Genomic DNA, 22,717 nt, shown 5'->3' with positions numbered 1-22,717 from the left:
GAGAGAGAACTATGAGTTTGCAGATGTTGGGAATGGTAAGACGCCCAAGTAGACAAGCTGGTATGACGTTAATCGAGATTCTTGTCACTGTATTGGTTCTTGCGGTTGGCCTGTTGGGAATGGCTAGCCTCACAGTGGGTAGTCTAAAGAATAATCAAGGTGCTTTTTTGCGCACCCAAGCCACGATCCTTGCTTATGATATGGCTGACCGCATGAAATCAAATACCGCAGAAGCTATTAGTGGAAGTTATGACGGCGCCACGACAACTGCCAGCCTTACGGCTCCTAGCTGTATTGCAAGCGGATGCTCCGGCGCTGATAGAGTTGCTGCAGATATTTTCGCCTGGAAACAGCAGATAGAGGGTGCCAACGGCAATATGGCCATGCTGCCAGGCGGCGAAGGGGCAATATCCGGGGCCGGCGCTTCCGGGGCAGGTGGTACCACAGCCGCGGGCAATGTTTTTACAATAACAATCACGTGGAGAGAGGACCGTTGGGATGAGACCCAAGGTTCCATGTCGACAGAAAATCAACAGACCGTTGTTGAGTTTACGTTATGAGTAAATCTAAGTGCGATACTGCCGCTTTGGGCAGCAATATGATCAAACCCCAGTCGGGCCTTTCGCTGGTAGAGTTGATGATAGCGCTTGCTCTAAGCGCGACTCTTATACTTGGTATATTCACTGTGTATATGGACTCATCCAAGACTACAAGGGTGGGGGAGTCGCTTGCCCGCGTCCAGGAGTCTGGGCGGATCGGGTTGGAGATAATGTCTCGAGAGGTGCGAATGGCGGGTTATCAGGGCTGCTCCGATAGCTATACCGTCCCGCTCAATGTTGTCGCTAATAATCCGCCACCCTCCCTTACGCCAGCATCCGCCGGGGATGGCGTATATTTCTATAATTCCGGTTTGATGGGGTGGCAGGTAACGACAGCAACCCAAACGAGCTGGGATGCAGGCACAGACTTCGAAAATATTGGAGTTATTGAGGACGATGCCTTGCCAGGAAGTGATGTATTGATGGTGCAGAGGGCGAGGCCGCTCACTGCCACAATCAAGACTGTCGGTATGACAAACACAGGTGGCCAAATACCTGTAGACGATCCTGATGGGCTTTTTGGGGCAAGTGCAGCATTCAGTTCGGGTTCTTTGCTAATGATTGCAAGTTGCGAGTTTGCTGATGTGTTTCGACTGACCAACAACCCTTCAGGTGCAAATAAGGCGTTGGCGCATGCTGCGACTGCTAATGCCAGTAATGATCTGTCTGTAGCCTATGCAGGTGACGAAGATGCAGAGATATACGCGCTTGAGAGTACCGTTTTCTTCGTTGCCGATACCGGGCGAGTCGATGATCAAGGTAACAGTATTAGCGCACTTTATCGGGCGAGAAATAACTTCCCCAATAGCGCAACACCAAGCTTTCAGCGTGAGGAGCTTGTGGAAGGTGTAGAGGCACTAAAAGTTCAGTACGGTTTGCGCACAAATGCCAGCAGCAACACGATTCAATATGTCGATGCCTCAGGAGTTAGTGCGGCTGATTGGAAAAATGTCGTGGTTGTTCGTGTTGGCATGTTGGTGAGCGCCTCAGGTAACGTGCTGGAGCAGAATGACAGCCAAGCGTATGAGCTACCGGGAACCGTATTTGTTGCAAATAATCCGAGTGCTGGTCAACAGGTACATGCTGCCGATCGGCGGTTACGGAAGGCTTTTGTTAGCACGCTGGATATACGAAACCGACGTTGTGGTGAATTCAAGCAATTCGGGACGACGAACCAGTGGGAGTGGGAAACTGCAAACAATAACGGTGGAGATGGTGACCCATGCAATTAAAGCAGAGCGAAGTGAAAACAGGCACATTATCTTGTTCGGTCCCAGCCATTGCTGGTGCGCGTCAGGGTGGAGCAGCACTTATTATTAGCTTAGTGATTCTATTGGTCATAACTGTCATTGGTTTGGCAAGTATGAATACATCTATTTTGCAGGAGCGCATGTCGGCAAACGCGCAAAATGCTCGGCAGGCTTTTTTTGCTGCTGAAGCTGCCAATCAGGATCTATTTCGAAAACTGGAAACCATGGATTCCAGTTCCGCTGATTGGAAGTTAGCTCTGGATGCCCTGGATGCGGGAATACGCGTGGCAATGACTCCCTCGGCGTACAGCGGTATTGGCGCGGATAAAGTAGCGACTGTAGAACTGCAGTATCTAGGTGAAGCTACCTTAATAGAGGGGCACTCATTTGGGGAAGACATAGAAACGTTCCGTCAACGTTTCGAGATCATCGGAGACGCATCGGTGACCGGCACAGGTGCCAGAAGCCAGGTTGTCCGCGGTGTTAGCGTTGTTTTCTACTAAAAGTATTTTTATCGAAAATTATTCAGAGGTGAGCTGATGAGTTACCTGATCAAAGCACTAATCATATTATGTGCGTTCGTTGCACAGGCTGCCTTAGCTCAACAGGCGCCTTCAGCATTTGCATACAGCGAGATCATCCTGGGAGAGGAAGCAGTAGAGTCTCCAAGAGTTATAGTTGTTTATTCAAAGGCGTCTGGAGTAGTGGAAGTTCGATTCCAAGAATGTGAGGACTGCCAATTCAGGACTTTGCCCCCTGAAGACAGCATCAAGTTTGTTGCAGGAGAAGAAGAGTTGCCGGTGGAAGTTGCTGTAGAGCAATATAGGAATAGTCCAGGGACTGTGTTCTTTGATCGCTCGGATTTGAAAGTTAATCGTATTAATTACTTCGGTATCCGTGATGGGGGTGGTAACAAATGAAAATACAAGTAAGTAGAGTAGCCACATTCTTGTGTGGCTTCATTTTGTCATTTGGGTCTACAACTTCACTGGCGGATGATACTGAGATTTTCTTTAATACTCAGAATACGACCAGCATTCGCCCAAATCTTCTTTTCATTCTTGATAACTCTGGAAGTATGGATGCGGAAGTTACCGTTAATGTTCCGGTTGATCCTGTTTATAATCCGGCCAAAACATACCCCGGTGCAGGGTTTGATTCTGATTTTGTTTACTATAAACAGGATAATACGTGGTATACAGTTAGGCGCTCAGTTATTGAGTGCGCGGACATGCTCAATAGAATTGATCAGGTTGGTGAGTTGAAGAGCTACAGGATGGCTTATTATTATAATAATAAATGGAATAGCTTCAATAAAGATAATGTTAATAATAGTACGACTGATTGCCAGGCAGATGATGATAGGTCTAGCATAAATAACTGGTCTAAGTTTACAGCTAGAAATTACTTTTCCGCTAACTACCGTAACTGGCAGGCGACGAGCGGCGGAACAGTAAAGATGACACGCATGGATGTAATGAAGGGTGTGGCACGCCATTTGGCGGACAGTACTACTGGTGTAAATATAGGTTTGATGGCGTTTAATACAAGAGGGAGTGCAGATGAAGGCGGGCACCTCCTTAATCCGGTCGAAAATGTGGCTACCAATGCCGGCGCTTTTAAAACAGCCGTTAATAGTCTAGATCACGATACATGGACGCCACTGGCGGAAACACTCTTCGAAGCAATGCGATACTACCAGGGGGGCAAGCAGTTTTTAGATTCACATCCGATCGCAAGCCAGAAGAACGGTTATGTATCCCCCATATCACTTGAGTGTCAGTCCAACAATATTATTCTGTTGACCGATGGAGAGCCAACAAGGGATACCAATCATAATGCTACGATGATCAGTGAAATAGGAAAGTCTTGTACTGGTGGTAGTAATAGTACGCGCAATTGCCTTCCTGATATCGCGGGCTACATGAAAAATAATGATATGTCGTCAGCATATGCTGGGGATCAGACTATAACCACATATACCGTGGGGTTCGAGATTAATGATCCCCTCCTGGCTGACACGGCAACGGCTGGTGGTGGCAAGTATTATCAGGCAAACGATGCTCAGCAGTTAGCAAATGCCTTTGATGATATTGTTAGAAGTGTGCTCGATACCAGCAGTACCTTCGTTGCGCCTGGTGTTGCTGTAAACACGTTTAACCGGCTGAATCACTTCGATGCACTCTACTATTCTGTTTTTGAGCCAGATACTCGCCCGCTTTGGCAAGGTAACCTGAAGCGCTACAGGATATCCAGCACCGGGGACATTGTGGATGTCAATGGCAATCAAGCAGTTGACCCGGCAACCGGCTTCTTTAAAGACGGGGCGCAGAGTTGGTGGGCGCAAGCACCTGATGGGAAGGCTGTAACAGCAGGAGGCGTGCGTTCAAAACTGCCGGCGGTAACGAATAACAGGAAGGTGTATACCTGGGCTAACGGGAAAGCTCTGACAGCGAATGACAATCTTGTCACGACCGCCAACACTGCCTTCATAACGAAGACGCTGCTGGGGGACAGTGCCATGTCGGACGCAGAGCAGTTGGCACTGATACGGTGGATTCGAGGTGAGGATGTCCTGGATGAAAATGGTGATAGCAACACCACGGATGCTCGTAAGTTTGTTGCTGACCCCCTCCACTCAGAACCGAAGTTGATTGTTTATGGTGGAACAGAAGCGAACCCGGATACGGCTGTTTTTTTCGGCGACAACCAAGGTTATCTGCATGCCATCGATGGCGAAACTGGCGAATCGTATTTTGCCTTTATTCCGACGGAATTGCTTAAGAATCAGCGCATCTTCATGGAAAATAGCAATGCCGTGGCCAGTCGCATTTACGGTATGGATGGGTCCATAGTTAGTTGGGTCAAAAACCCAAGTGGAGCTGTTAGCGCTGCTGATGGGGATCACGTGTATTTGTATGCAGGCATGCGCCGAGGTGGCCGTAGCTACTATGCTTTGGACGTTACAAGTAAAGCGGCCCCAAAGGCTCTGTGGCATATCTCGGGAGGCTCTGGCCAGTTTGCTGAGCTTGGCGAAACCTGGTCCACCCCCGTGAAAAGCAAAATAAACCTCGATGGAACCATTAAAGATGTTCTGTTTTTCGCTGGCGGGTACGATGACAATCAGGACAGCGTTTCCACTCGCACCAAGGACAGCGTAGGCCGTGCCCTGTATGTTGTTGATGCTAAAACTGGTGCCCGGTTGTGGTGGGCGGGCCCGACGAGCTCAGGTGCTGATCTTGAGCTTAGCCAAATGGAATACAGCATCCCTGCATCTCCAAAAGTACTCGATATAGATGGAGATGGCCTTGCTGACCAAGTTTATGTTGGTGATATGGGCGGGCAGATATGGCGGTTTGACCTAAACAACGGCGAGCCCGCTAACTCCCTGGTACACGGCGGACGCATTGCGGATTTCTCGGGCAGTGGCGTTGCGGATGCACGACGCTTTTACCACACTCCGGATCTGGCGATCAGCCGTTATTGGGGTAAGCGCTACCTAACGATGATGATTGGTTCCGGCTACCATGCCCACCCTTTAAACAAGGTCATCAACGATCGCGCTTACATGCTTCGGATTCCAGAGCTGTTTGGGGCACCGGTCGACGCATCTGGTAATGTGAAATACACCACGCATACTGAGAGCGACCTTTTGAACATAACTGATAACAAAATTGGACAGGGCACTGATGCAGAGAAGCTTGCTGCGGAGCAAAACCTGTCCACTAAGAAAGGTTGGATGCTCCATTTGGAAAATAGCGGGGAAAAAATCCTTTCCTCAAGTCTTGTTGTAGATGGGGTGGCTACGTTCACAACTTATGAGCCTGCAGCTACACTTTCGGCGTGTGCGCCATCAACCGGCAGGGCTCGGCTCTACTCGGTTTCATTGCGCGATGGACGGCCTGTTCGTAATTATGACAGCATCGGTAAGGATTCTGAACTCACCAAAGATGACCGCAGCAAGGATGTGCCAATTCCCGGGATACCCCCGTCTCCATCACTGTTGAGAATAAAAAAGAATGCGTTCATTTGCGTTGGTACAAACTGTGAGCCGGTAGCAGACAGTAATACCTTTACCCAAACATTCTGGAGGGAAGTTGAGTGATGGGGTTTCGCAGTCGTGTTAATCAAGGGTTTACCTTGATAGAGGTGATGATAGTGGTAGCGATTGTCGGCATTATTGCTGCGGTGGCTTACCCTTCTTATCAGGAGCATGTGAAGTCTGCCCGCAGAGCTGAAGCCCAATCAGCCCTGATGGGGCTCGCAGCCGCCATGGAGCGGCACTTTACGGCCAATAATAGTTATAAGGGGGCTGGGGCTGGCGGCGGAGATACTGGGGCGCCAAGCATATATTACGACCAGGTGCCCGAAGTTGGAGGAAACCCATACTATAATCTGACAATTGTGAGTGCAGCAGATACGGGCTTCGTGGTACAGGCAACCCCGGTGAATGCTCAAGCCGGAGATGGGTTTCTGGACCTAAACAATCAGGGGGTCAGACGCTGGGATATAGATAACAGTGGCGCTATCGGTACCGGCGAGACGAACTGGAAAAAGTAGGGGTTGCCCTTGGGGTTAGCATTGAATCAGTGCGCCCCAGGATAGCCGGATTTTATTGTCAAAGTTGTCATCGTGAACCGCATGGAAGCGCCCGCCGCGATTTACACCGAGATAGCTCATGGGCTGCCGTGAGCTCTGTACCGGGCAGGCGATTAACGAGCCGCTGGCTCCATGGGTGAGGCCGTTGGGCCCGAACGTCAAATAGCCTCGTCCCCCTGTGCGGGATGTGATGCGATAATTAGACACAGGTGAAATGAGCTTCCATACAGTGTTGCTATCCGGGCGCAGGTCTTTGTCCTGATCCGGGAATATTGCAGCGGGTAGCGCCCAGTCGTCAACGCATTGGTTGTTAGAGGACAAAGGGCAGATGGTCACAAAAGTTCCGGTATGTACGGCCTGTGAACGGGCAAATGAAAAGGCACCGTTGTAGGTTGCAACCAGTTCGCGCTGACGTGACTTGGAAACCTCGCGATTCATGGCTGGAAGAGCAATGCTGAACACAACGGAAAGAATGGTCAAAGTGATTAAAAGCTCAACAAGTGTTAAGCCGCGGTTTTGAACAACAGTCATGTAGCCTCCTTGGCAAATTAGGCGTTTTCATCCTGAAAGCGCCTGAGTATTATTCACTCCATCCCCAATTTCTTCAACCTATACCTCAGCGCCCGAAAACTGATCCCCAGTTTCTTCGCTGCCGCCGTCTTATTCCAGCGAGTCGCCTCCAGCGCTTTCTCAATAGCCTGGCGCTCGATAGACTCCAGATATCCTTCCAAATCGATGTTCCCTTCCGGGATTAACGAAGGGTTAGCCTGGGAGGTGGCGTCACCGGCAGCATTTGCAGGTGCGCCTGCGGCACGGTTACCACCCAGATGCAGGTCAGAAGCACTGATCCGATCTGCATCGCACAAGGTAAAAGCGCGCTCCAGTATATTTTCCAGTTCCCGCACGTTGCCTGGGAAATTATGTTCCTTCAGCCGATTTATGGCGTCTGGGGTAAGGGTTGCTGAATCACATTCGTATTCCCGCGCAATGCGGTCAAGAATGTGGTTCGCCAGCAGCTCAATATCATCCAGGCGGTCCCGCAAGGGCGGCACTGCCAGTTCAATCACGTTAATCCGGTAAAATAGATCTTGCCGAAAGGCGCCTTCCTGAACAAGATCGGCCAGGTTTTGATGAGTCGCGCTAAGCAAGCGTATGTCGACGGGCAGTTCTTTCGTGTCACCAACCGGTCGCACGGCTTTTTCCTGGATGGCGCGCAGCAGTTTTACCTGCATGGCCAGCGGCAAGTCAGCTACTTCGTCCAAAAAAAGAGTGCCGCCGTTTGCAGAGCGGAAGAGCCCATCCTTGTTGTCAACGGCGCCTGTAAAACTGCCTTTTTTATGCCCAAAGAATTCACTTTCCATCAGCTCGGAGGGAATGGCGCCACAGTTAACGGCAATAAAGGGCCCGTCTCTGCGTGGGCCCTGCAGGTGAATCATTCGGGCTACCAGTTCTTTACCGCTGCCGGATTCGCCATTGATAAACACTGGGGCCTGGCTTCTGGCAAGTTTGCGGGTCTGGTTGCGCAGTTTCTTTATCTGCGTGGAATTGCCAAGCAAAAGCCCTGGCTCATCCGTGGTGTCGTCAACACTTGATTCGGTTTTGGTCAGTTTAAGCGCGCTGTTAACTAACTCTCTAAGTCTGGACAGCTCCACCGGCTTGGAAACGAAATCGAATGCACCCGCTTTCAGCGACTCGATGGCAGTGTCCATGCTGCCATACGCGGTGATAACCGCCACTGGCGTGCTTGGCCGATGCTTCTGGATCCATTGCACCAGTTCTATACCGTTGCCATCCGGCAGGTTCATGTCGGTCAGGCAAAGCTGGGGGCTGTGGGTTTCCAGCAATTTGAGTGCGCTGGTAATATCGGGAGCAGTCAGTGTTTCTATACCCATGCGGGTAAGGGTAATCTCAAGAAGATCCCGGATATCCGGTTCGTCATCAACAATCAGCGCGGTATAGGTGGTCATCTTGTCGTGCTCGTTCCTTGTCAGATCATTCGTCCAGGGTGGGCAAAGGTGATGCGAAAACAGCAGCCTGGCTGCTCGTCTTCGATCAAGGACAAGTGGACCTGGTTAGCCTCACACAGTTCTCTGGCCAGATAAAGCCCGAGGCCAGTGCCACCTTTGTCCGTTGTGTAAAACGGTTCGAAAACCGAATGGCGGAATTCCGGCGCAATGCCAGGGCCAAAGTCCCTCACATCCAAGTAGGTACGCTCCCCATCTGTTGTGGCACCCGCCCGCAGTTCGATTTTCCGTTCACCTGAATGCTGCTGGCTGTATCGCAGGCCGTTGTCACACAAGTTTACCAGTACCTGCTCAATCTGGCTTTTATCAAATCGTGCGTCGGGGATGTGCGGCTCGACGCTCAATATTACATCAGCAGGAGGGTCGGTTTCTTTTTGAGTTTGCAGGAAGTCAGCTCTGTATTCTGCCAGCCAGATTGCGACATCAACCAGATCTGCATTTGCAGGTCTGCGACGGGAAAGGCTGAGCACGTTTTCTATAATGCCATTTACCCGGCGCGAGTGCCGCCGAATGATGTCCAGCATTTGCAAGTCGCTGGCATCAAGATGAGGCGACTCTTCCATCAGTTGGGCTGCGTGGCTTATGGCCCCGAGGGGGTTGCGAATTTCGTGGGCGATACCGGCAGTGAGGCGTCCCAGAGAGGCCAGTTTCATTTGCTGCGCCTGCTGGGTCACCTTGCTCATATCTTCAATAAATACAAGAATCTGTTCACCAGGTTCCGGGTCGAGCTGGGTGAAGCTTACCTGTAAAAGTGGCGAGGTAGGCGCGGGTTGGAAAGGTTTTGTCCGCATTTCAGGGTGCTTTAGCCAAGCGTCCAGCCCCGATTTCAGCGCCTGGGGAAGGGTTCGGGAGCGCGTGGTGTGTCGGGCTAGATCTGTTGGGATTCCGAAAAGTAACTCCTCTGCAGCAGCGTTTGCGAGCCTCACCTGCCCATATCGATCGAGCACAAGAATGCCGGTACGCATGCGCTGAATAATCTGTTGGTTGATCTGCTCCAACTCTACAATGCTCTTGGCGCGGCTGGTGGCGAGCGCTTCGCTGCGCATCATTCTCCGAGAAATGTTTTGTAGAACGAATGCGGCCGCAAAGTACAGAATGCCGAAGGAGCCGGCGCGGACTATGTCATCGCCGTTCCCATCAACAGTCAGAATCGCCCAGCCTGAAATACCGAGTGAGCAAATTGCGGCAAGAGCTGCGTAGAAGGTGCCCATTCGGCTGGGGGTAAGAATATTGCCCGCTGCTACTGAGATGATCACAAGGTTGGCCAGGCCACTGGTTATGCCGGTGCTAGCAAATAGCAGCCCGTGCATTACAAGAATGTCCAGGAGTATGGAGAGGGTAATGTGCCGTTGAGTTGGCTGAAACCCTGCGAGCATAACCATCGCAACAAAGCTGTTTAAAGCAAAGTAACCCACCACGCCAAACTGATAGTACTCAAGGTATCGAAATTGGGTATCAAGGCTCACCGGTTCAGCGAATAGCAGAGCCGCCAGCATAAGGCTGATCACAAGCCGGTAATGGTTGTAGATGCGAAACAGTCTAGTCTGCTGCATGCCGGCGGGGCGTTTGCCGGTTTTGACTGCCGATACCGTGTCTGTCGCCATGGTTTTCAGAAATCCGTTGTTGAGCGGAAGAAATCAGGGTCTATGGGAGGGTATAATAGCCTTTTCGTGGCAATGAGTTACAGGAGCCAAAGTATGTCTGTTTCCGGGAGCACGCCGTATTCCCCTGCATCAACCCGCAGCCTGAGGGTTGTGATGGCGCAATTGGATTTTCTTGTGGGGGACATTCCCGGTAACACCGGCCGGATTATTGATGCAACTAAGCGCGCGCGCGCTGATGAACACGCCGACATTGTTGTGTTTCCTGAGCTCAGTATTACCGGGTATCCACCGGAAGACCTCTTGCTGCGGCCTAGCATGGAGTTGCGCGTGGGTGAGGCGCTGGAGCGCTTGCAAGCGGCGGAGCTTGGCGCGGCAATTGTTTTCGGAGCACCGATACGAAGTGGTGGTTTGCTCTTCAATGCGGCGGTGGTGATCGAAGGAGGTGAAATAACCGGGCGTTATTTCAAGCGATTCCCACCGAATTATCAGGTGTTTGATGAAAAGCGCTATTTTTCCGAGGGCGTGGGGGCTGTGGTGGTCAATATCTGTGGCGTACCGGTTGGCCTGACGGTTTGTGAAGACATTTGGGCAGATGGCCCTGTTGAAGATGCTGCAGCTGCAGGTGCGCGGTTGATCATTAACCTGAATGCATCCCCCTATGATATCGACAAGCAGGCCCGCAGAAAGGCGTTACTTGAGCGCAAGTCCCGGGAGAATCAGGTGAGCATCGTTTACACCAATCTGGTGGGAGCTCAGGATGAGCTGGTATTTGATGGTGGCTCTATGGTTTACGACCATTCTGGATCTCTCGCGGTAGAAGCTCCTCAATTCACCGAGGGCCTGTTTCCGGTAGATTTTCTATATGAGCGGCACTGCCAGCCTGTCTCCCAGCCCCTTCCAGCAGAACCGGCGCTGGAAGAGAATGTATACAGCGCATTGGTGACAGGCGTTCGCGATTACGTCAACAAGAACGGGTTCAAGTCGGTGGTTCTTGGTCTCTCCGGTGGTATAGATTCTGCTGTAGCTCTGGCGGTGGCGGTGGATGCACTGGGGCCGGAGCGTGTGCGCGCTGTCATGATGCCGTTCCGGTACACCTCGGATATCAGTCTGGAGGATGCAGAAGCTCAGGCTTTGGCCATGGGCGTTCAGTACGATGTTTACTCAATAGAGCCGATGTATGAATCTTTTATGGCGGCGCTGGCAGAGCCATTTGAGGGCACAGCAATCGACACCACCGAGCAAAATCTGCAAGCGCGTATTCGCGGCGTTATGCTTATGTCGCTTTCCAACAAGTTTGGGTCGCTAGTGCTTACTACCGGCAACAAGAGCGAGTTGGCGGTAGGCTACTCGACCCTTTACGGCGATATGGCTGGCGGCTTTGATGTGCTCAAGGATGTTCCCAAGACGCTGGTTTTTCGTCTTGCCTGGTATCGGAATTCTGTTTCTCAGGTGATTCCTGAACGCGTGATAACGAGACCACCCTCTGCGGAGCTGGCTCCAGACCAGAAGGATGAAGACAATCTTCCGGGTTACGATGTGCTCGATCAGATTCTGAATCTTTATGTCGAGAGGGATTTCAGCGCAGATGCGATTGTTGCAGAAGGTTTTGATCCGGCGGATGTTACCCGTGTTATCCGCTTGGTGGATCTTAACGAATACAAGCGCCGGCAGGCACCTATTGGGATTCGTATTACTGAGCGCGGGTTTGGCAAGGATCGCCGCTATCCCATCACCAGTGGGTGGAAAAGCGGCAATTGAAAGACTGGGTTGTTATTCGTCGCCCAGGATTCCGAAGGTAACCACACTGGAGAGTGAGCGGTTTTCTCGCTTCAGCAGGTTGGCTTCAAACTCGCCATCGCTGTTGAAGGCGTCGCTTTCCGGGAAGTTCTGGCGAAGCAGTGCTACAGCATCTTGAGAGCCTTTTTTGAACTTAAGGAAGTCAAAGGTTTCTGCCAGAACTATCAAAGCATCTTCAACTGCAGGTGATGTAGGGTAGTTCTCTACGATGTAGCGTGCCCTGTTGTTAGCTGCCACATATGCTTCCCGCTTGATGTAATAGCGTGCTGCGTGCAGCTCCAGCTCCGCCATACGGTTGCGAACTGCGATCATGCGTTGCCTTGCGTCTGCCGCGTATTCGCTTTCCGGGTAACGGTTTAACAGCTCACTGAAATCACGGAAGGACTGTAGTTGCTCCCCAGCATCCCGAGCTGCAACATCAATCGAGAAATAACGTGCGGCCAGGCCGATATCCAGGTTATAAGAAGCGAGCCCGCGCATGTACAGAGCATAATCTGCGTGGTCACTTTGAGGGTTCAGGCGCAGGAAGCGATCTGCTGCGGCGCGGGAACCTTCAAGATCAAGGTTTTGGTAGCGGGCATATATAAGGTCAAGCTGAGCCTGTTCGGCGTATCGGCCGAAAGGGTAGTAGGTCTCCAGGGAGTCAAGATTCTGCTCGGCTTCGTTGAAGTTGCCAGAGTTCATTGCCTGGCGGGCATTGTCGTAATAGGTTTTTTCCGGAAGCACTTCCTCTGGCCCCTTGGAGGCGCAGGCACTGATTAAAACAACCAGTGTAGAAAGTAGCAGTAAACGAACACCTGATCTCATGCCGGAATCCCGTATAATGTCGATAAATTCAAGGGCGCCATTGTAGCGGGGATCTCGCCTTATGTGCAGCCTCATGTGAATACATGTAGAGCGCGCGCCCCGACTATTTCCAATATACTGATCAAAACATAACACTCACAGGCCCTGGGGGCTGAATGTCATCTGAAAATCGAATTGTTGCCAGTTTTGCTGTGCCGTCCGCGCTGAGTGATCGGCGCCTGGACCAGGCAGTGGCAGAACTCATGCCTGAACACTCACGCTCGCGCCTGCAATCGTGGATTCGCAGCGGTGCGTTAACAGTAAATGGAGAAGTTCGCAGGCCGAAAGACAAAGTGATGCTCAGCGACCGGATAGAGCTGGACGCCGAGCCTGAAGCCCAGGTTACCTGGCAGGCGGAAGCCATCAGCCTGGATATTGTCTATGAAGACGAGCACTTGCTTGTGATTAACAAGCCTGCTGGTCTGGTGGTGCACCCTGCAGCGGGGCACGCCGATGGCACCTTGGTCAATGCGCTTCTGAACTATGCCCCGGAGGTGGAAAATCTTCCCAGAGCCGGCATCGTCCATCGTCTTGATAAAGACACATCCGGAGTTATGGTTGTTGCCCGCAGCCTGATCGCCCATACATCGCTGGTTGATCAGCTGCAAACCCGCAGCATGGGCCGGGAGTACGAGGCGGTAGTTGTTGGTACCCTCACCGGTGGCGCCACAGTGGATGCGCCCATTGGTCGTCACCCCCATGAGCGAAAGAAAATGGGGGTCGTCAAAAGCGGTAAGGCAGCGGTAACTCATTATCGCCTGATTGAGCGTTTTGCGGCCCATACTCATGTGCGCTGCAAGCTTGAAAGCGGTCGCACACATCAGATTCGAGTGCACATGGCTCATGTGAAGCACCCGCTGGTGGGTGACCCTCTCTATGGCGGCCGTTTGCGACTGCCAAAGGGCACAACCGAAGAACTGCGCCAAGTGCTCTCCGCATTTCATCGGCAGGCACTGCATGCGCGACAGCTCACGCTGGAGCATCCGGAAACTGGAGAGATCCTGAGCTGGGAAGTGCCCTTGCCAGAAGATTTCGTAAGCTTGTTAGCAGCGTTGCGCAAGCATGTTAAGGATCTGGAGAGCGATGAGTTCTGATGAGCGTTCGGCGCTGCCGCTGATTCGCCCGGATTGGCCAGCGCCCTCAAATATCCATGCGGTGTGCACTACCCGTGAGGGCGGCGTTAGCATGCCGCCTTGGGATAGCATGAACCTTGGTGACCATGTGGGCGACGAGCCCACCCATGTGTTGGAGAATCGCCTGCAATTGGCCCAGGGCTGTGGTCTTCCAACGGGCGCTTTCGGGTGGCTGAACCAGGTCCATGGTACTGACGTTGTCCGGCTGCCATTAGAAGAGGGTGTTCTTACTCCAGGCGCAGATGCAAGTTATACCGATGCTGCCAGAAGCGCTTGCACAATTCTGACGGCGGATTGTTTGCCCGTCATTCTCTGTGACCAGAATGGAATCACAATTGCAGCTGCCCATGCAGGCTGGCGTAGTTTGTGTAGTGGTGTTCTGGAAAAACTGGTGTCTGAAATGGGCGCGCCCAGCAATACCTTGATGGCTTGGCTGGGGCCAGCGATAGGCCCAGAGGCATTTGAAATAGGCCCGGAAGTGAAAGCAGCGTTTATGGCTCATGACCCAGAAGCCGAAATTGCGTTCAGTTCCGTGGGTGCTCGAAAGGGCCATTACATGGCCGATATATATTTGCTTGCCCGGCAGCGCCTACAAAATATGGGTGTCACAAAGCTATATGGCGGTGGCTTTTGCACGGTTACCGATAAACAGCGTTTTTATTCCTATCGCCGCGATGGCAAGACCGGCCGTATGGCCACCGCTATTTGGAAAACCTGAGCCCTGTCAATTTTCTGACGATTTGGTTTGTAATGGCCTTGAACTTCCCCTGATAGTCCCTACATTAGTTTTCAATGCTAACCGAATGTGCAATTACTGATCGCATTCGCTGAACAAGTCGGGGAAACGAATTCATGAGAATCGACAAACTCACCAGTCTTTTACAGGCCGCACTGGCTGACGCGCAGTCACTAGCTGTTGGCAAAGATCATAACTTTATTGAACCTTTGCATCTGATGCAGGCCATGCTGGATCAGCAAGGCAGTTCCATAAAGCCGCTTCTGAAGCAGGCGGGCGCTGAACCTGGTCGTGTGCGTATGGTTGTCGCACAGGAAATAGAGAACCTGCCTGAAGTGAGCGGCAGTGCAGGCGATGTCGCTATGTCTAACGATATGGGGCGTCTGTTCAATATTGCCGATAAATTGGCGCAGCAGCGGAAAGACCAGTTTATCTCCAGTGAATTGATGCTTTTGGCCGCGCTGGACGACCGTGGCACGCTTGGTCGTGTTTTGCGTGAGCAGGGTGTAGATAAGACCGCGCTGGAAAAAGCTATTAATGCCGTTCGAGGTGGTGAAACTGTGGATGATGCAGGTGCAGAGGAAAGCCGTCAGGCGCTCTCCAAGTATACGATTGATCTGACCGAGCGGGCCGAAGCCGGCAAACTTGACCCGGTAATTGGTCGTGACGACGAAATACGCCGCACTATCCAGGTACTGCAGCGCCGCCGTAAAAACAACCCGGTACTTATCGGAGAGCCGGGTGTTGGTAAAACCGCCATTGCCGAAGGCTTGGCGCAACGAATCGTAAACGGCGAAGTACCCGAGGGTTTGAAAAACAAGCGAGTGCTCTCTCTGGATATGGGATCGCTCATAGCTGGCGCCAAGTTCCGGGGTGAGTTTGAGGAGCGTTTGAAAGCGGTGCTCAATGAACTCGCCAAGCAGGAAGGTCAGATCATTCTGTTCATTGATGAAATCCACACGGTGGTGGGTGCTGGTAAAGCCGAAGGCTCCATGGACGCGGGCAACATGCTTAAGCCGGCGCTGGCGCGGGGGGAGCTGCATTGCGTGGGAGCCACTACGCTGAATGAATACCGTGAGAACATTGAAAAAGACGCGGCCCTTGAGCGCCGCTTTCAAAAAGTGCTGGTGAAAGAGCCGAATGAAGAAGACACCATCGCCATCCTCCGCGGACTGAAAGAGCGCTACGAGGTGCACCATGGCGTCGAAGTCACGGATGGGGCGATTATTGCGGCCGCCAAACTGTCACAGCGCTACATCACTGACCGTCAGTTGCCGGACAAAGCCATCGATCTGATTGATGAGGCGGCTAGCCAGATTCGTATGGAAATGGACTCGAAACCAGAACCCCTGGATCGCTTGGAACGCAGGCTTATCCAGCTCAAAATCGAGCGTGAGGCGCTAAAAAACGAGACCGATGCGGCTTCAAAAAAGCGCCTGGAAGAGCTTTCCAGTGTTATTGGAGGCGTGGAGCGCGAGTACGCGGATCTTGAGGAAATCTGGAACACTGAAAAGGCTGCATTGCATGGCTCCCAGAAAATAAAGAGTCAGCTCGAACAGGCTCGTATTGATCTGGAAACCGCTCGACGAGCCGGTGATCTGGGCAAAATGTCTGAGCTTCAGTATGGACGCATTCCAGAGTTGGAGCGTCAGCTCGATATGGCAAGCCAAGCAGAAATGATGGAGATGAAACTACTGCGGAACCGCGTTACCGACGAGGAGATTGCGGAGGTGGTCTCCAAGTGGACAGGTATTCCGGTCTCCAGAATGCTGGAGGGCGAGCGTGATAAGTTGATGCGAATGGAAGAGGCCCTGCACAAGCGGGTGATTGGTCAAAGTGAAGCTGTAGAGGCGGTATCGAATGCAGTGCGCCGCTCTCGGGCTGGTTTGGCGGATCCGCAACGGCCTAATGGCTCCTTCCTGTTCCTTGGGCCGACTGGGGTTGGCAAAACCGAGCTCTGTAAGGCGCTCGCTTCATTTCTGTTCGATACTGACGACGCTATGGTGCGGATCGATATGTCGGAGTTTATGGAAAAGCATTCCGTTGCCCGGCTGATTGGCGCGCCCCCGGGATATGTGGGTTACGAGGAGGGCGGCTACCTTACCGAAGCCGTTCGTCGTCGCCCCTATTCCGTACTTCTATTGGATGAGGTTGAGAAAGCGCATCCGGATGTATTCAACATACTGCTCCAGGTGCTCGATGATGGCCGACTGACTGACGGCCAAGGTAGAACGGTGGATTTCAGCAATACGGTTATTGTGATGACGTCCAATCTGGGCTCGGACATTATTCAGCAAAAATCGGGAGCTGAGAATTACGAGGCCATGAAGGCTGCAGTTATGGATGAAGTGGGCACTCACTTCCGGCCTGAATTTATAAATCGTGTGGATGAAGTGGTTGTATTCCATCCTCTTGCTGGAGAACAGATTCACGGAATTGCCAAAATCCAGGTTGAGATTCTCAACAGGCGCCTGCAGGAGCAGGGCGTGAAGTTGGAGTTGGACGACGTTGCGATGAATCTTCTGGGTGAGGTCGGATACGACCCGGTATACGGAGCGCGGCCACTAAAAAGAGCGGTTCAGAGGATGATCGAAAACCCGTTGGCACAAAGACTTTTGCGGGGAGATTTTGTTTCTGGTGACACCATTCGTGCCACGGCAGATGGCAGTGTGTTGGTGTTCGAAAAGGCTTGATCAAAGGCTGGAGAAAAAGTGGGCGTGGCTTGGGCTTTGCCCACTTTTTGCTTTCTTGGGATTGCTTTCGTACTTGAGGCTTATTGTTGAGTCTCAGGGCCGCAGCTCTCGGCGACAACTTCTTCGAACTTCACTTTTTGTTCAGCGATTTCTTCAGGTGCGAGGTAGCGCTGCTCGCCATCTTCTTCGACCCGAATGCGCGCGTTACTCTCAATGACTTTGAGATTTGCGCGGGCAGTTTCGCAATTTGCCTCACGCTGTTTGCGGCGAGCCGCTTCAACCGCGGTCTCATTTTCCCGGTCGGTCTTCTTCTGCTGTTGCTCTTGCAGTTCGTCCAGGCGTTGCTGCGGGCTGCTCCGGCCGCTGTCGGATCCAGAGGAAGTGCCAGAACGAACATTGACAGTCTCAGAATTGGCTCCTACCGGCTGACGATCACCATAATGGGTAACGCCATTGTCGTCCGTCCATTTATACACAGAGGCACTCATTGCCATGCTGGGTGCTACGGCGATTAATAATGTCAGCATCAGGGTTTTTCTGTTCATGGCTCTACTCGTTGTGTTTTACGTGCGCCTATCATGCCACCTGTGGGAGGAATTTTCTTCCGCCTGGTTCAAAACTCCGCACCTGAGTTCTGAATATTTAAAGCAGAGCATCCAACACAATGGGTACAGAATGCAACTGTGGCTATTGACAGGGAGTTTAGCGCTGTCAGAATTACAGATTGCCTGAAGACTGGGGCTAACGGCAGGCAATCCCGTGCAAGTATCCCCCGTTATTTACCACACTGAGCGTGCCGCGCACCTGTCGCGGAATGGTTGTTGCTTACGTGCAACCCGTTGATTGGCCGTTCTCCGCAACCCTCAGGAGGGCGGCTGGCCAGGAGACAACCTCTTAACAAGGTGTGGAGCAGCCGGTTCCGCTTTCAAAAGAAGCAGGGTAACCGTGAATCCAGGCAATCGGGCGTGTGCCCGGCTTATTCACTCGTAAGAAGAGGGTAGAAAATCGTGGAGTTATTGTCTGGTGCCGATATGCTGATCCGCTCTTTGCAGGATCAGGGAATCGAGTACATCTATGGCTATCCGGGTGGTGCAGCCCTTCATATTTATGATGCACTGTTCAGGCAGGACGAAGTCAAACATATACTGGTGAGACATGAGCAGGCCGCAGTGCACATGGCTGATGGCTATGCGCGTGCAACGGGTCTGCCAGGAACTGTGCTTGTGACTTCAGGTCCTGGAGCTACCAACACCATTACCGGTATTGCAACTGCATTCATGGACTCCATCCCTATGGTGGTTCTGTGTGGGCAGGTTGCGTCCACCTTGATTGGCGAAGATGCCTTCCAGGAAACCGATATGATGGGCGTTTCCCGGCCGGTCGTTAAGCACAACCTCAGTGTGCGTCATCCATCCGAGATCCCGGAGATTATCCGCAAAGCGTATTACATTGCCTCGACCGGTCGACCCGGCCCGGTTGTTGTGGATATCCCGAAAGATATGACAGCCCCCAATGAGCGCTTCGAATATGCCTATCCGAAAAAGGTTAAGCTGCGCTCCTACAACCCGGCCATACGAGGCCATGCAGGCCAGATCAAGAAAGCGGTTGATATGATGTTGGCGGCGCGCCGGCCGATAATATATGCCGGTGGTGGTGTTATTCTGGGTAAGGCCTCTGGGCAGCTGACAGAGTTGGTGCGCAAATTGGGGTATCCGATTACCAACACTCTGATGGGAATTGGTTGTTATCCGGCCAGTGATAAGCAGCATCTTGGCTGGTTAGGTATGCACGGAACCTACGAAGCCAATATGGCGATGCACCACTCAGACCTTATTTTGGCGGTCGGTGCGCGTTTCGATGACCGCGTAACCAACGCAACGGAAAAGTTCTGCCCCGGTGCGCGCATTATTCATATTGATATTGACCCTGCGTCCATTTCCAAAACTATAGACGCCGACGTGCCAATTGTTGGTCCGGTGGATGCGGTTCTCAAGGAAATGCTTGCTCTTGTCAAAGAAAGTAAGGAAAAGCCCGATGCAGAGGCTCTCGCAGCCTGGTGGAGGCAGATCGATGAATGGCGCGCGTTTCATGGTATGCGCTATGAGACCAGTCCGGATGTAATCAAGCCGCAAGAAGTGGTCGAAATGCTTCATCGTCTCACTAATGGGGATGCATTTGTAACCTCCGATGTGGGGCAGCACCAGATGTTTGCGGCTCAGTACTACAAATTTGACAAGCCTAATCGTTGGATTAACTCAGGTGGCCTCGGCACCATGGGCTTCGGCTTGCCCGCCGCAATGGGCATAAAGCTCACGCACCCGGATGAAGAGGTCCTCTGTATTACCGGAGAGGGCAGTATCCAGATGAATATCCAGGAGCTGTCGACTTGTAATCAGTACAAGCTGCCGGTAAAGATCATCAACTTGAATAATCAGTCGTTGGGCATGGTGAGGCAGTGGCAGGACATGAATTACGAGTCCCGTCACTCCCATTCGTACATGGAGTCGCTACCAGATTTTATTAAGTTGGCAGAGGCTTATGGTCATGTGGGCATCCGGATTGACAAGAAAGAAGATCTGGAGCCGAAGTTAAAAGAAGCTTTGGCCATGAAGGACAGGCTGGTTTTTGTGGATATCCAGGTTGACCGCTTTGAGCATGTATATCCGATGCAAGTGGCCCGCGGCTGCATGAAAGATATGTGGCTCAGCAAGACGGAGAGGGTGTGATCATGCGTCGAATCATTTCTGTGTTGCTTGAGAACGAACCGGGGGCGCTGTCCCGAGTCGTTGGGCTGTTTTCGCAGCGGAACTACAATATCGAGACCTTGACAGTGGCGCCTACCGAGGATGAGACCCTGTCTCGCCTGACAGTGACAACGACGGGCCCGGATCGTGTTATCGAGCAGATCACCAAGCAGCTCAATAAGCTGGTTGAGGTGGTTAAATTGGTGGACTTGACTGAGGGCCCCCACATCGAGCGGGAGCTGATGCTGATCAAACTGAAGGCGACCGGCTCTCAACGTGCCGAAATAAAGCGCACGGTGGATATTTTCCGGGGACAGATAGTTGATGTCACCAGCTCTGTCTACACCGTTCAGCTTGCGGGCGCCAGCGACAAGTTGGACGGTTTCGTCCAGGCAATTGGAACGTCGGGTGTGCTTGAAGTGGTGCGTTCGGGGGTTTCCGGGATCGCCAGAGGCGAAAAGGTTTTGAGTCTTTAAACTGTTTTGTATATCACGAACGATTTGGTCTTCTGAAAGGCCATCACAAATCATAGAGGTTAGTCATGCAGGTTTATTACGATAAGGATTGTGATCTTTCCATCATTCAGGGCAAGAAAGTTGCCATCATCGGTTTTGGCTCACAGGGTCACGCTCATGCGTGCAACCTGAAAGAGTCCGGTGTTGATGTAACTGTTGGTCTGCGTCCGGGATCCTCATCCATTGCCAAGGCAGAAGCCTATGGCCTGAAGACCAGTGACGTACCGTCTGCAGTTGCTGCTGCTGACGTTGTAATGATTCTGACTCCAGATGAGTTCCAGTCTCAGCTGTACGCAGCCGAAATCGAGCCGAACCTGAAGCAGGGCGCTACTCTGGCATTTGCTCACGGCTTCGCTGTTCACTACAACCAGATCGTTCCACGCAAAGATCTGGACGTAATCATGGTTGCCCCTAAGGCGCCAGGTCACACTGTTCGCACCGAATTCGCTAACGGCGGCGGTATTCCTGATCTGATTGCTATCTTCCAGGACGCATCTGGCAATGCCAAGAACGTTGCTCTTTCTTATGCGAGTGGCATCGGTGGCGGTCGTACCGGTATCATCGAAACTACTTTCAAGGACGAGACTGAAACTGACCTGTTCGGTGAGCAGGCTGTGCTTTGTGGTGGTGCAGTTGAGCTGGTTAAGGCAGGTTTCGAGACCCTGACTGAAGCAGGTTATGCACCGGAAATGGCGTACTTTGAGTGTCTGCACGAGCTGAAGCTGATTGTAGATCTGATGTACGAAGGCGGTATCGCCAACATGAACTACTCCATCTCTAACAACGCAGAGTATGGTGAGTATGTGACTGGCCCGGAGATTATCAACGAGCAGTCCCGTGAAGCCATGCGCAACGCGCTGAAGCGTATCCAGAGTGGTGAGTACGCGAAGATGTTCATCTCTGAAGGCGCTCTCAACTATCCTTCAATGACAGCGCGTCGTCGTCAGAATGCCGAGCACCAGATTGAAGTGACGGGTGAGAAGCTGCGCGGAATGATGCCATGGATCTCTGCCAACAAGATCGTAGATAAAGACAAAAACTAAGCGAAGTTCTGCTTAGATTAATAAAGCGCGGCCCGGGTGGCCGCGTTTTTCGTATATACTTCGCCCAAATGCTTTCCGGAGTAGTGGGAATGACTGACGAAAGAAAAGATACAGAAGTGGGCTCTTCGGCCGGCGAGCCGGAGATTTCTACCCGTTCAGCGGGCGAGTGCGACATCGAGCCTGGCGAGGTAGTGGAAGAAGAGTTGGTTGAGGGGGCGCCGGTGCGAAAGAAGGGGATATACCTGCTTCCTAATGCGCTCACGACAGCTTCATTGTTCTCTGGCTTTTACGCCATTGTGTCTGCTGCAGGTGGTGTTTTCGATAATGCGGCCATTGCGATATTCATCTCCATGATTCTCGATGGTCTTGATGGACGTGTGGCCCGGATGACCAATACGCAAAGCAAATTTGGTGAGGAGTATGACAGTCTCGCTGACATGGTTGCTTTTGGTGTTGCTCCCGGGTTTGTTGCTTTTTTCTGGTCTTTGAATGGGCTGGATAAAATTGGCTGGGCTATTACCTTTATCTATGTGGCCGGAACAGCCTTACGCCTTGCGCGGTTTAATACTCAGATTGGTTCCGTGGACAAAAAGTATTTTGTTGGGTTGCCCAGTCCTGCGGCTGCTGCGTGTGTTGCTGGTCTCGTTTGGTGCTTCCATGCATTCGAGCCTGCGGCATGGCTCACCTTCTTGACCATAGTTGTTGTAGGTGGCTCAGGCGTGCTGATGGTCAGTAATGTGCTGTATCACAGCTTCAAGGATCTCGATCTTCGTGGTCGTGTGCCTTTTGCTGCCATACTTCTTGTGGTTCTGATTCTTGTGGTGATCGCACTGGATCCGGCTACTGTGTTGTTTAGCGGGTTTCTGGTCTATGCATTGTCTGGGCCCGTTCGTGCTTTGTTTCGGGGAAAGTCGCGTCGATCGGCTAAGGTTGGCAAGTGAAGCTCTGAGGTGTCCCAGGGTTTGTGTGATTTTTGATCGGTTTCCACCTTTTTTTGGCCTGTTTATAGGTGGAAACCGAGGCTCTCTGAAATTAAATGAAAATGGCCGTTGACAGATCTGCGTGTGTCTGTAGAATGCGCATCTCCTTCGAGGGACACACCGCTGAGACGGGGTGGATTGAGAAGGTCAACTG

At 52.0% G+C, this 22,717-nt stretch carries 19 protein-coding genes; 14 read left to right on the top strand and 5 right to left on the bottom strand.

All coding sequences use genetic code 11. The features are described 5' to 3' along the window. Window positions 1-11 precede the first annotated feature (11 nt). Genes pilV through RG807_RS15685 form a run of 6 tightly spaced genes read left to right on the top strand, consistent with a single transcriptional unit; the run spans window position 12 to window position 6,409 of the window. Window positions 12-560: a type IV pilus modification protein PilV gene (pilV, locus tag RG807_RS15710; RefSeq protein WP_309045742.1), complete on the top strand. Its 549-nt coding sequence runs from the start codon at window positions 12-14 to the stop codon at window positions 558-560. After that, complete coding sequence (locus tag RG807_RS15705) at window positions 557-1,831, top strand: PilW family protein (RefSeq protein WP_309045741.1); 1,275 nt, start codon at window positions 557-559, stop codon at window positions 1,829-1,831. Before pilV ends, RG807_RS15705 begins: the two co-directional genes overlap by 4 nt. After that, window positions 1,822-2,352 carry a pilus assembly PilX family protein gene (locus tag RG807_RS15700; RefSeq protein WP_309045740.1) on the top strand — a complete coding sequence of 177 codons (531 nt, stop codon included), beginning with the start codon at window positions 1,822-1,824 and terminating at the stop codon, window positions 2,350-2,352. The genes RG807_RS15705 and RG807_RS15700 overlap by 10 nt, the downstream gene beginning before the upstream one ends. 36 nt (window positions 2,353-2,388) lie before the next feature. Further along, window positions 2,389-2,769, top strand: a complete 381-nt coding sequence (locus RG807_RS15695) for a hypothetical protein (protein ID WP_309045739.1) — start codon at window positions 2,389-2,391, stop codon at window positions 2,767-2,769. Continuing rightward, window positions 2,766-5,954 carry a pilus assembly protein gene (locus tag RG807_RS15690; RefSeq protein WP_309045738.1) on the top strand — a complete coding sequence of 1,063 codons (3,189 nt, stop codon included), beginning with the start codon at window positions 2,766-2,768 and terminating at the stop codon, window positions 5,952-5,954. The genes RG807_RS15695 and RG807_RS15690 overlap by 4 nt, the downstream gene beginning before the upstream one ends. Continuing rightward, window positions 5,954-6,409, top strand: a complete 456-nt coding sequence (locus RG807_RS15685; protein WP_309045737.1) for a type IV pilin protein — start codon at window positions 5,954-5,956, stop codon at window positions 6,407-6,409. The genes RG807_RS15690 and RG807_RS15685 overlap by 1 nt, the downstream gene beginning before the upstream one ends. A 15-nt stretch (window positions 6,410-6,424) precedes the next feature. Here the strand turns inward: RG807_RS15685 and RG807_RS15680 are convergent, their stop codons facing one another. The 3 genes from RG807_RS15680 to RG807_RS15670 are packed head-to-tail and all read right to left on the bottom strand — an operon-like array spanning window position 6,425 to window position 10,076. After that, on the bottom strand, window positions 6,425-6,979 hold the full coding sequence (locus RG807_RS15680; protein WP_309045736.1) for a GspH/FimT family pseudopilin: 555 nt from the start codon (window positions 6,977-6,979) through the stop codon (window positions 6,425-6,427). A gap of 53 nt (window positions 6,980-7,032) precedes the next feature. Continuing rightward, window positions 7,033-8,415: a sigma-54-dependent transcriptional regulator gene (locus RG807_RS15675; RefSeq protein WP_309045735.1), complete on the bottom strand. Its 1,383-nt coding sequence runs from the start codon at window positions 8,413-8,415 to the stop codon at window positions 7,033-7,035. A gap of 20 nt (window positions 8,416-8,435) precedes the next feature. Continuing rightward, window positions 8,436-10,076, bottom strand: coding sequence for a sensor histidine kinase (locus RG807_RS15670; protein ID WP_309045734.1), 1,641 nt, complete (start codon window positions 10,074-10,076; stop codon window positions 8,436-8,438). Between the two features lie 93 nt (window positions 10,077-10,169). Between RG807_RS15670 and RG807_RS15665 the strand changes: the two genes are divergently transcribed. Continuing rightward, window positions 10,170-11,834 (top strand): NAD+ synthase, encoded by a 1,665-nt coding sequence (locus RG807_RS15665; RefSeq protein ID WP_309045733.1) that lies wholly within the window; start codon window positions 10,170-10,172, stop codon window positions 11,832-11,834. A gap of 12 nt (window positions 11,835-11,846) precedes the next feature. Here the strand turns inward: RG807_RS15665 and RG807_RS15660 are convergent, their stop codons facing one another. Further along, window positions 11,847-12,680: an outer membrane protein assembly factor BamD gene (locus tag RG807_RS15660; RefSeq protein ID WP_298453517.1), complete on the bottom strand. Its 834-nt coding sequence runs from the start codon at window positions 12,678-12,680 to the stop codon at window positions 11,847-11,849. A 155-nt stretch (window positions 12,681-12,835) separates the two neighbouring features. Here RG807_RS15660 and rluD point away from each other — a divergent pair, with 155 nt between their 5' ends. The 3 genes from rluD to clpB all read left to right on the top strand — a co-directional run bounded on the left by rluD (window position 12,836) and on the right by clpB (window position 17,281). Further along, window positions 12,836-13,813: a 23S rRNA pseudouridine(1911/1915/1917) synthase RluD gene (gene rluD, locus RG807_RS15655; protein ID WP_309045732.1), complete on the top strand. Its 978-nt coding sequence runs from the start codon at window positions 12,836-12,838 to the stop codon at window positions 13,811-13,813. Continuing rightward, window positions 13,803-14,570: a peptidoglycan editing factor PgeF gene (gene pgeF, locus RG807_RS15650; RefSeq protein WP_309045731.1), complete on the top strand. Its 768-nt coding sequence runs from the start codon at window positions 13,803-13,805 to the stop codon at window positions 14,568-14,570. Before rluD ends, pgeF begins: the two co-directional genes overlap by 11 nt. Window positions 14,571-14,704: 134 nt before the next feature. Next, a complete protein-coding gene (clpB, locus tag RG807_RS15645) occupies window positions 14,705-17,281 on the top strand; it encodes an ATP-dependent chaperone ClpB (RefSeq protein ID WP_309045730.1) in 2,577 nt (858 codons plus the stop codon). A gap of 80 nt (window positions 17,282-17,361) precedes the next feature. On the opposite strand, the gene RG807_RS15640 is transcribed toward clpB, so the two are convergent. Continuing rightward, window positions 17,362-17,826 carry a DUF4124 domain-containing protein gene (locus tag RG807_RS15640; protein WP_309045729.1) on the bottom strand — a complete coding sequence of 155 codons (465 nt, stop codon included), beginning with the start codon at window positions 17,824-17,826 and terminating at the stop codon, window positions 17,362-17,364. A gap of 462 nt (window positions 17,827-18,288) precedes the next feature. On the opposite strand from RG807_RS15640, the gene RG807_RS15635 reads away from it, so the two are divergent. The 4 genes from RG807_RS15635 to pssA all read left to right on the top strand — a co-directional run bounded on the left by RG807_RS15635 (window position 18,289) and on the right by pssA (window position 22,524). Continuing rightward, window positions 18,289-20,007, top strand: a complete 1,719-nt coding sequence (locus RG807_RS15635) for an acetolactate synthase 3 large subunit (RefSeq protein ID WP_309045728.1) — start codon at window positions 18,289-18,291, stop codon at window positions 20,005-20,007. A 2-nt stretch (window positions 20,008-20,009) separates the two neighbouring features. Further along, the gene (gene ilvN / locus RG807_RS15630) at window positions 20,010-20,501 is read left to right on the top strand and encodes an acetolactate synthase small subunit (RefSeq protein ID WP_298453492.1); all 492 of its coding nucleotides are present in this window, start codon (window positions 20,010-20,012) and stop codon (window positions 20,499-20,501) included. A gap of 65 nt (window positions 20,502-20,566) precedes the next feature. Continuing rightward, a complete protein-coding gene (ilvC, locus tag RG807_RS15625; RefSeq protein ID WP_200204793.1) occupies window positions 20,567-21,583 on the top strand; it encodes a ketol-acid reductoisomerase in 1,017 nt (338 codons plus the stop codon). A gap of 89 nt (window positions 21,584-21,672) precedes the next feature. Continuing rightward, window positions 21,673-22,524, top strand: coding sequence for a CDP-diacylglycerol--serine O-phosphatidyltransferase (gene pssA, locus RG807_RS15620; RefSeq protein WP_309045727.1), 852 nt, complete (start codon window positions 21,673-21,675; stop codon window positions 22,522-22,524). The last annotated feature ends 193 nt before the right edge of the window (window positions 22,525-22,717 follow it).

It is taken from the genome of Marinobacter sediminicola (genome assembly GCF_031157525.1).
GTDB classification, from domain to species: Bacteria; Pseudomonadota; Gammaproteobacteria; order Pseudomonadales; family Oleiphilaceae; genus Marinobacter; species Marinobacter sediminicola.
The sequence above is the reverse complement of the archived record's forward strand: the minus strand, read 5'-3'. Positions and strand labels throughout refer to the sequence as shown.

Coding starts and splice junctions, on each gene's coding strand:
- pilV (WP_309045742.1), top strand. CDS start 12: ATGAGTTTGCAGATGTTGGGAATGGTAAGACGCCCAAGTAGACAAGCT.
- RG807_RS15705 (WP_309045741.1), top strand. CDS start 557: ATGAGTAAATCTAAGTGCGATACTGCCGCTTTGGGCAGCAATATGATC.
- RG807_RS15700 (WP_309045740.1), top strand. CDS start 1,822: ATGCAATTAAAGCAGAGCGAAGTGAAAACAGGCACATTATCTTGTTCG.
- RG807_RS15695 (WP_309045739.1), top strand. CDS start 2,389: ATGAGTTACCTGATCAAAGCACTAATCATATTATGTGCGTTCGTTGCA.
- RG807_RS15690 (WP_309045738.1), top strand. CDS start 2,766: ATGAAAATACAAGTAAGTAGAGTAGCCACATTCTTGTGTGGCTTCATT.
- RG807_RS15685 (WP_309045737.1), top strand. CDS start 5,954: ATGGGGTTTCGCAGTCGTGTTAATCAAGGGTTTACCTTGATAGAGGTG.
- RG807_RS15680 (WP_309045736.1), bottom strand. CDS start 6,979: ATGACTGTTGTTCAAAACCGCGGCTTAACACTTGTTGAGCTTTTAATC.
- RG807_RS15675 (WP_309045735.1), bottom strand. CDS start 8,415: ATGACCACCTATACCGCGCTGATTGTTGATGACGAACCGGATATCCGG.
- RG807_RS15670 (WP_309045734.1), bottom strand. CDS start 10,076: ATGGCGACAGACACGGTATCGGCAGTCAAAACCGGCAAACGCCCCGCC.
- RG807_RS15665 (WP_309045733.1), top strand. CDS start 10,170: ATGTCTGTTTCCGGGAGCACGCCGTATTCCCCTGCATCAACCCGCAGC.
- RG807_RS15660 (WP_298453517.1), bottom strand. CDS start 12,680: ATGAGATCAGGTGTTCGTTTACTGCTACTTTCTACACTGGTTGTTTTA.
- rluD (WP_309045732.1), top strand. CDS start 12,836: ATGTCATCTGAAAATCGAATTGTTGCCAGTTTTGCTGTGCCGTCCGCG.
- pgeF (WP_309045731.1), top strand. CDS start 13,803: ATGAGTTCTGATGAGCGTTCGGCGCTGCCGCTGATTCGCCCGGATTGG.
- clpB (WP_309045730.1), top strand. CDS start 14,705: ATGAGAATCGACAAACTCACCAGTCTTTTACAGGCCGCACTGGCTGAC.
- RG807_RS15640 (WP_309045729.1), bottom strand. CDS start 17,826: ATGAACAGAAAAACCCTGATGCTGACATTATTAATCGCCGTAGCACCC.
- ilvN (WP_298453492.1), top strand. CDS start 20,010: ATGCGTCGAATCATTTCTGTGTTGCTTGAGAACGAACCGGGGGCGCTG.
- ilvC (WP_200204793.1), top strand. CDS start 20,567: ATGCAGGTTTATTACGATAAGGATTGTGATCTTTCCATCATTCAGGGC.
- pssA (WP_309045727.1), top strand. CDS start 21,673: ATGACTGACGAAAGAAAAGATACAGAAGTGGGCTCTTCGGCCGGCGAG.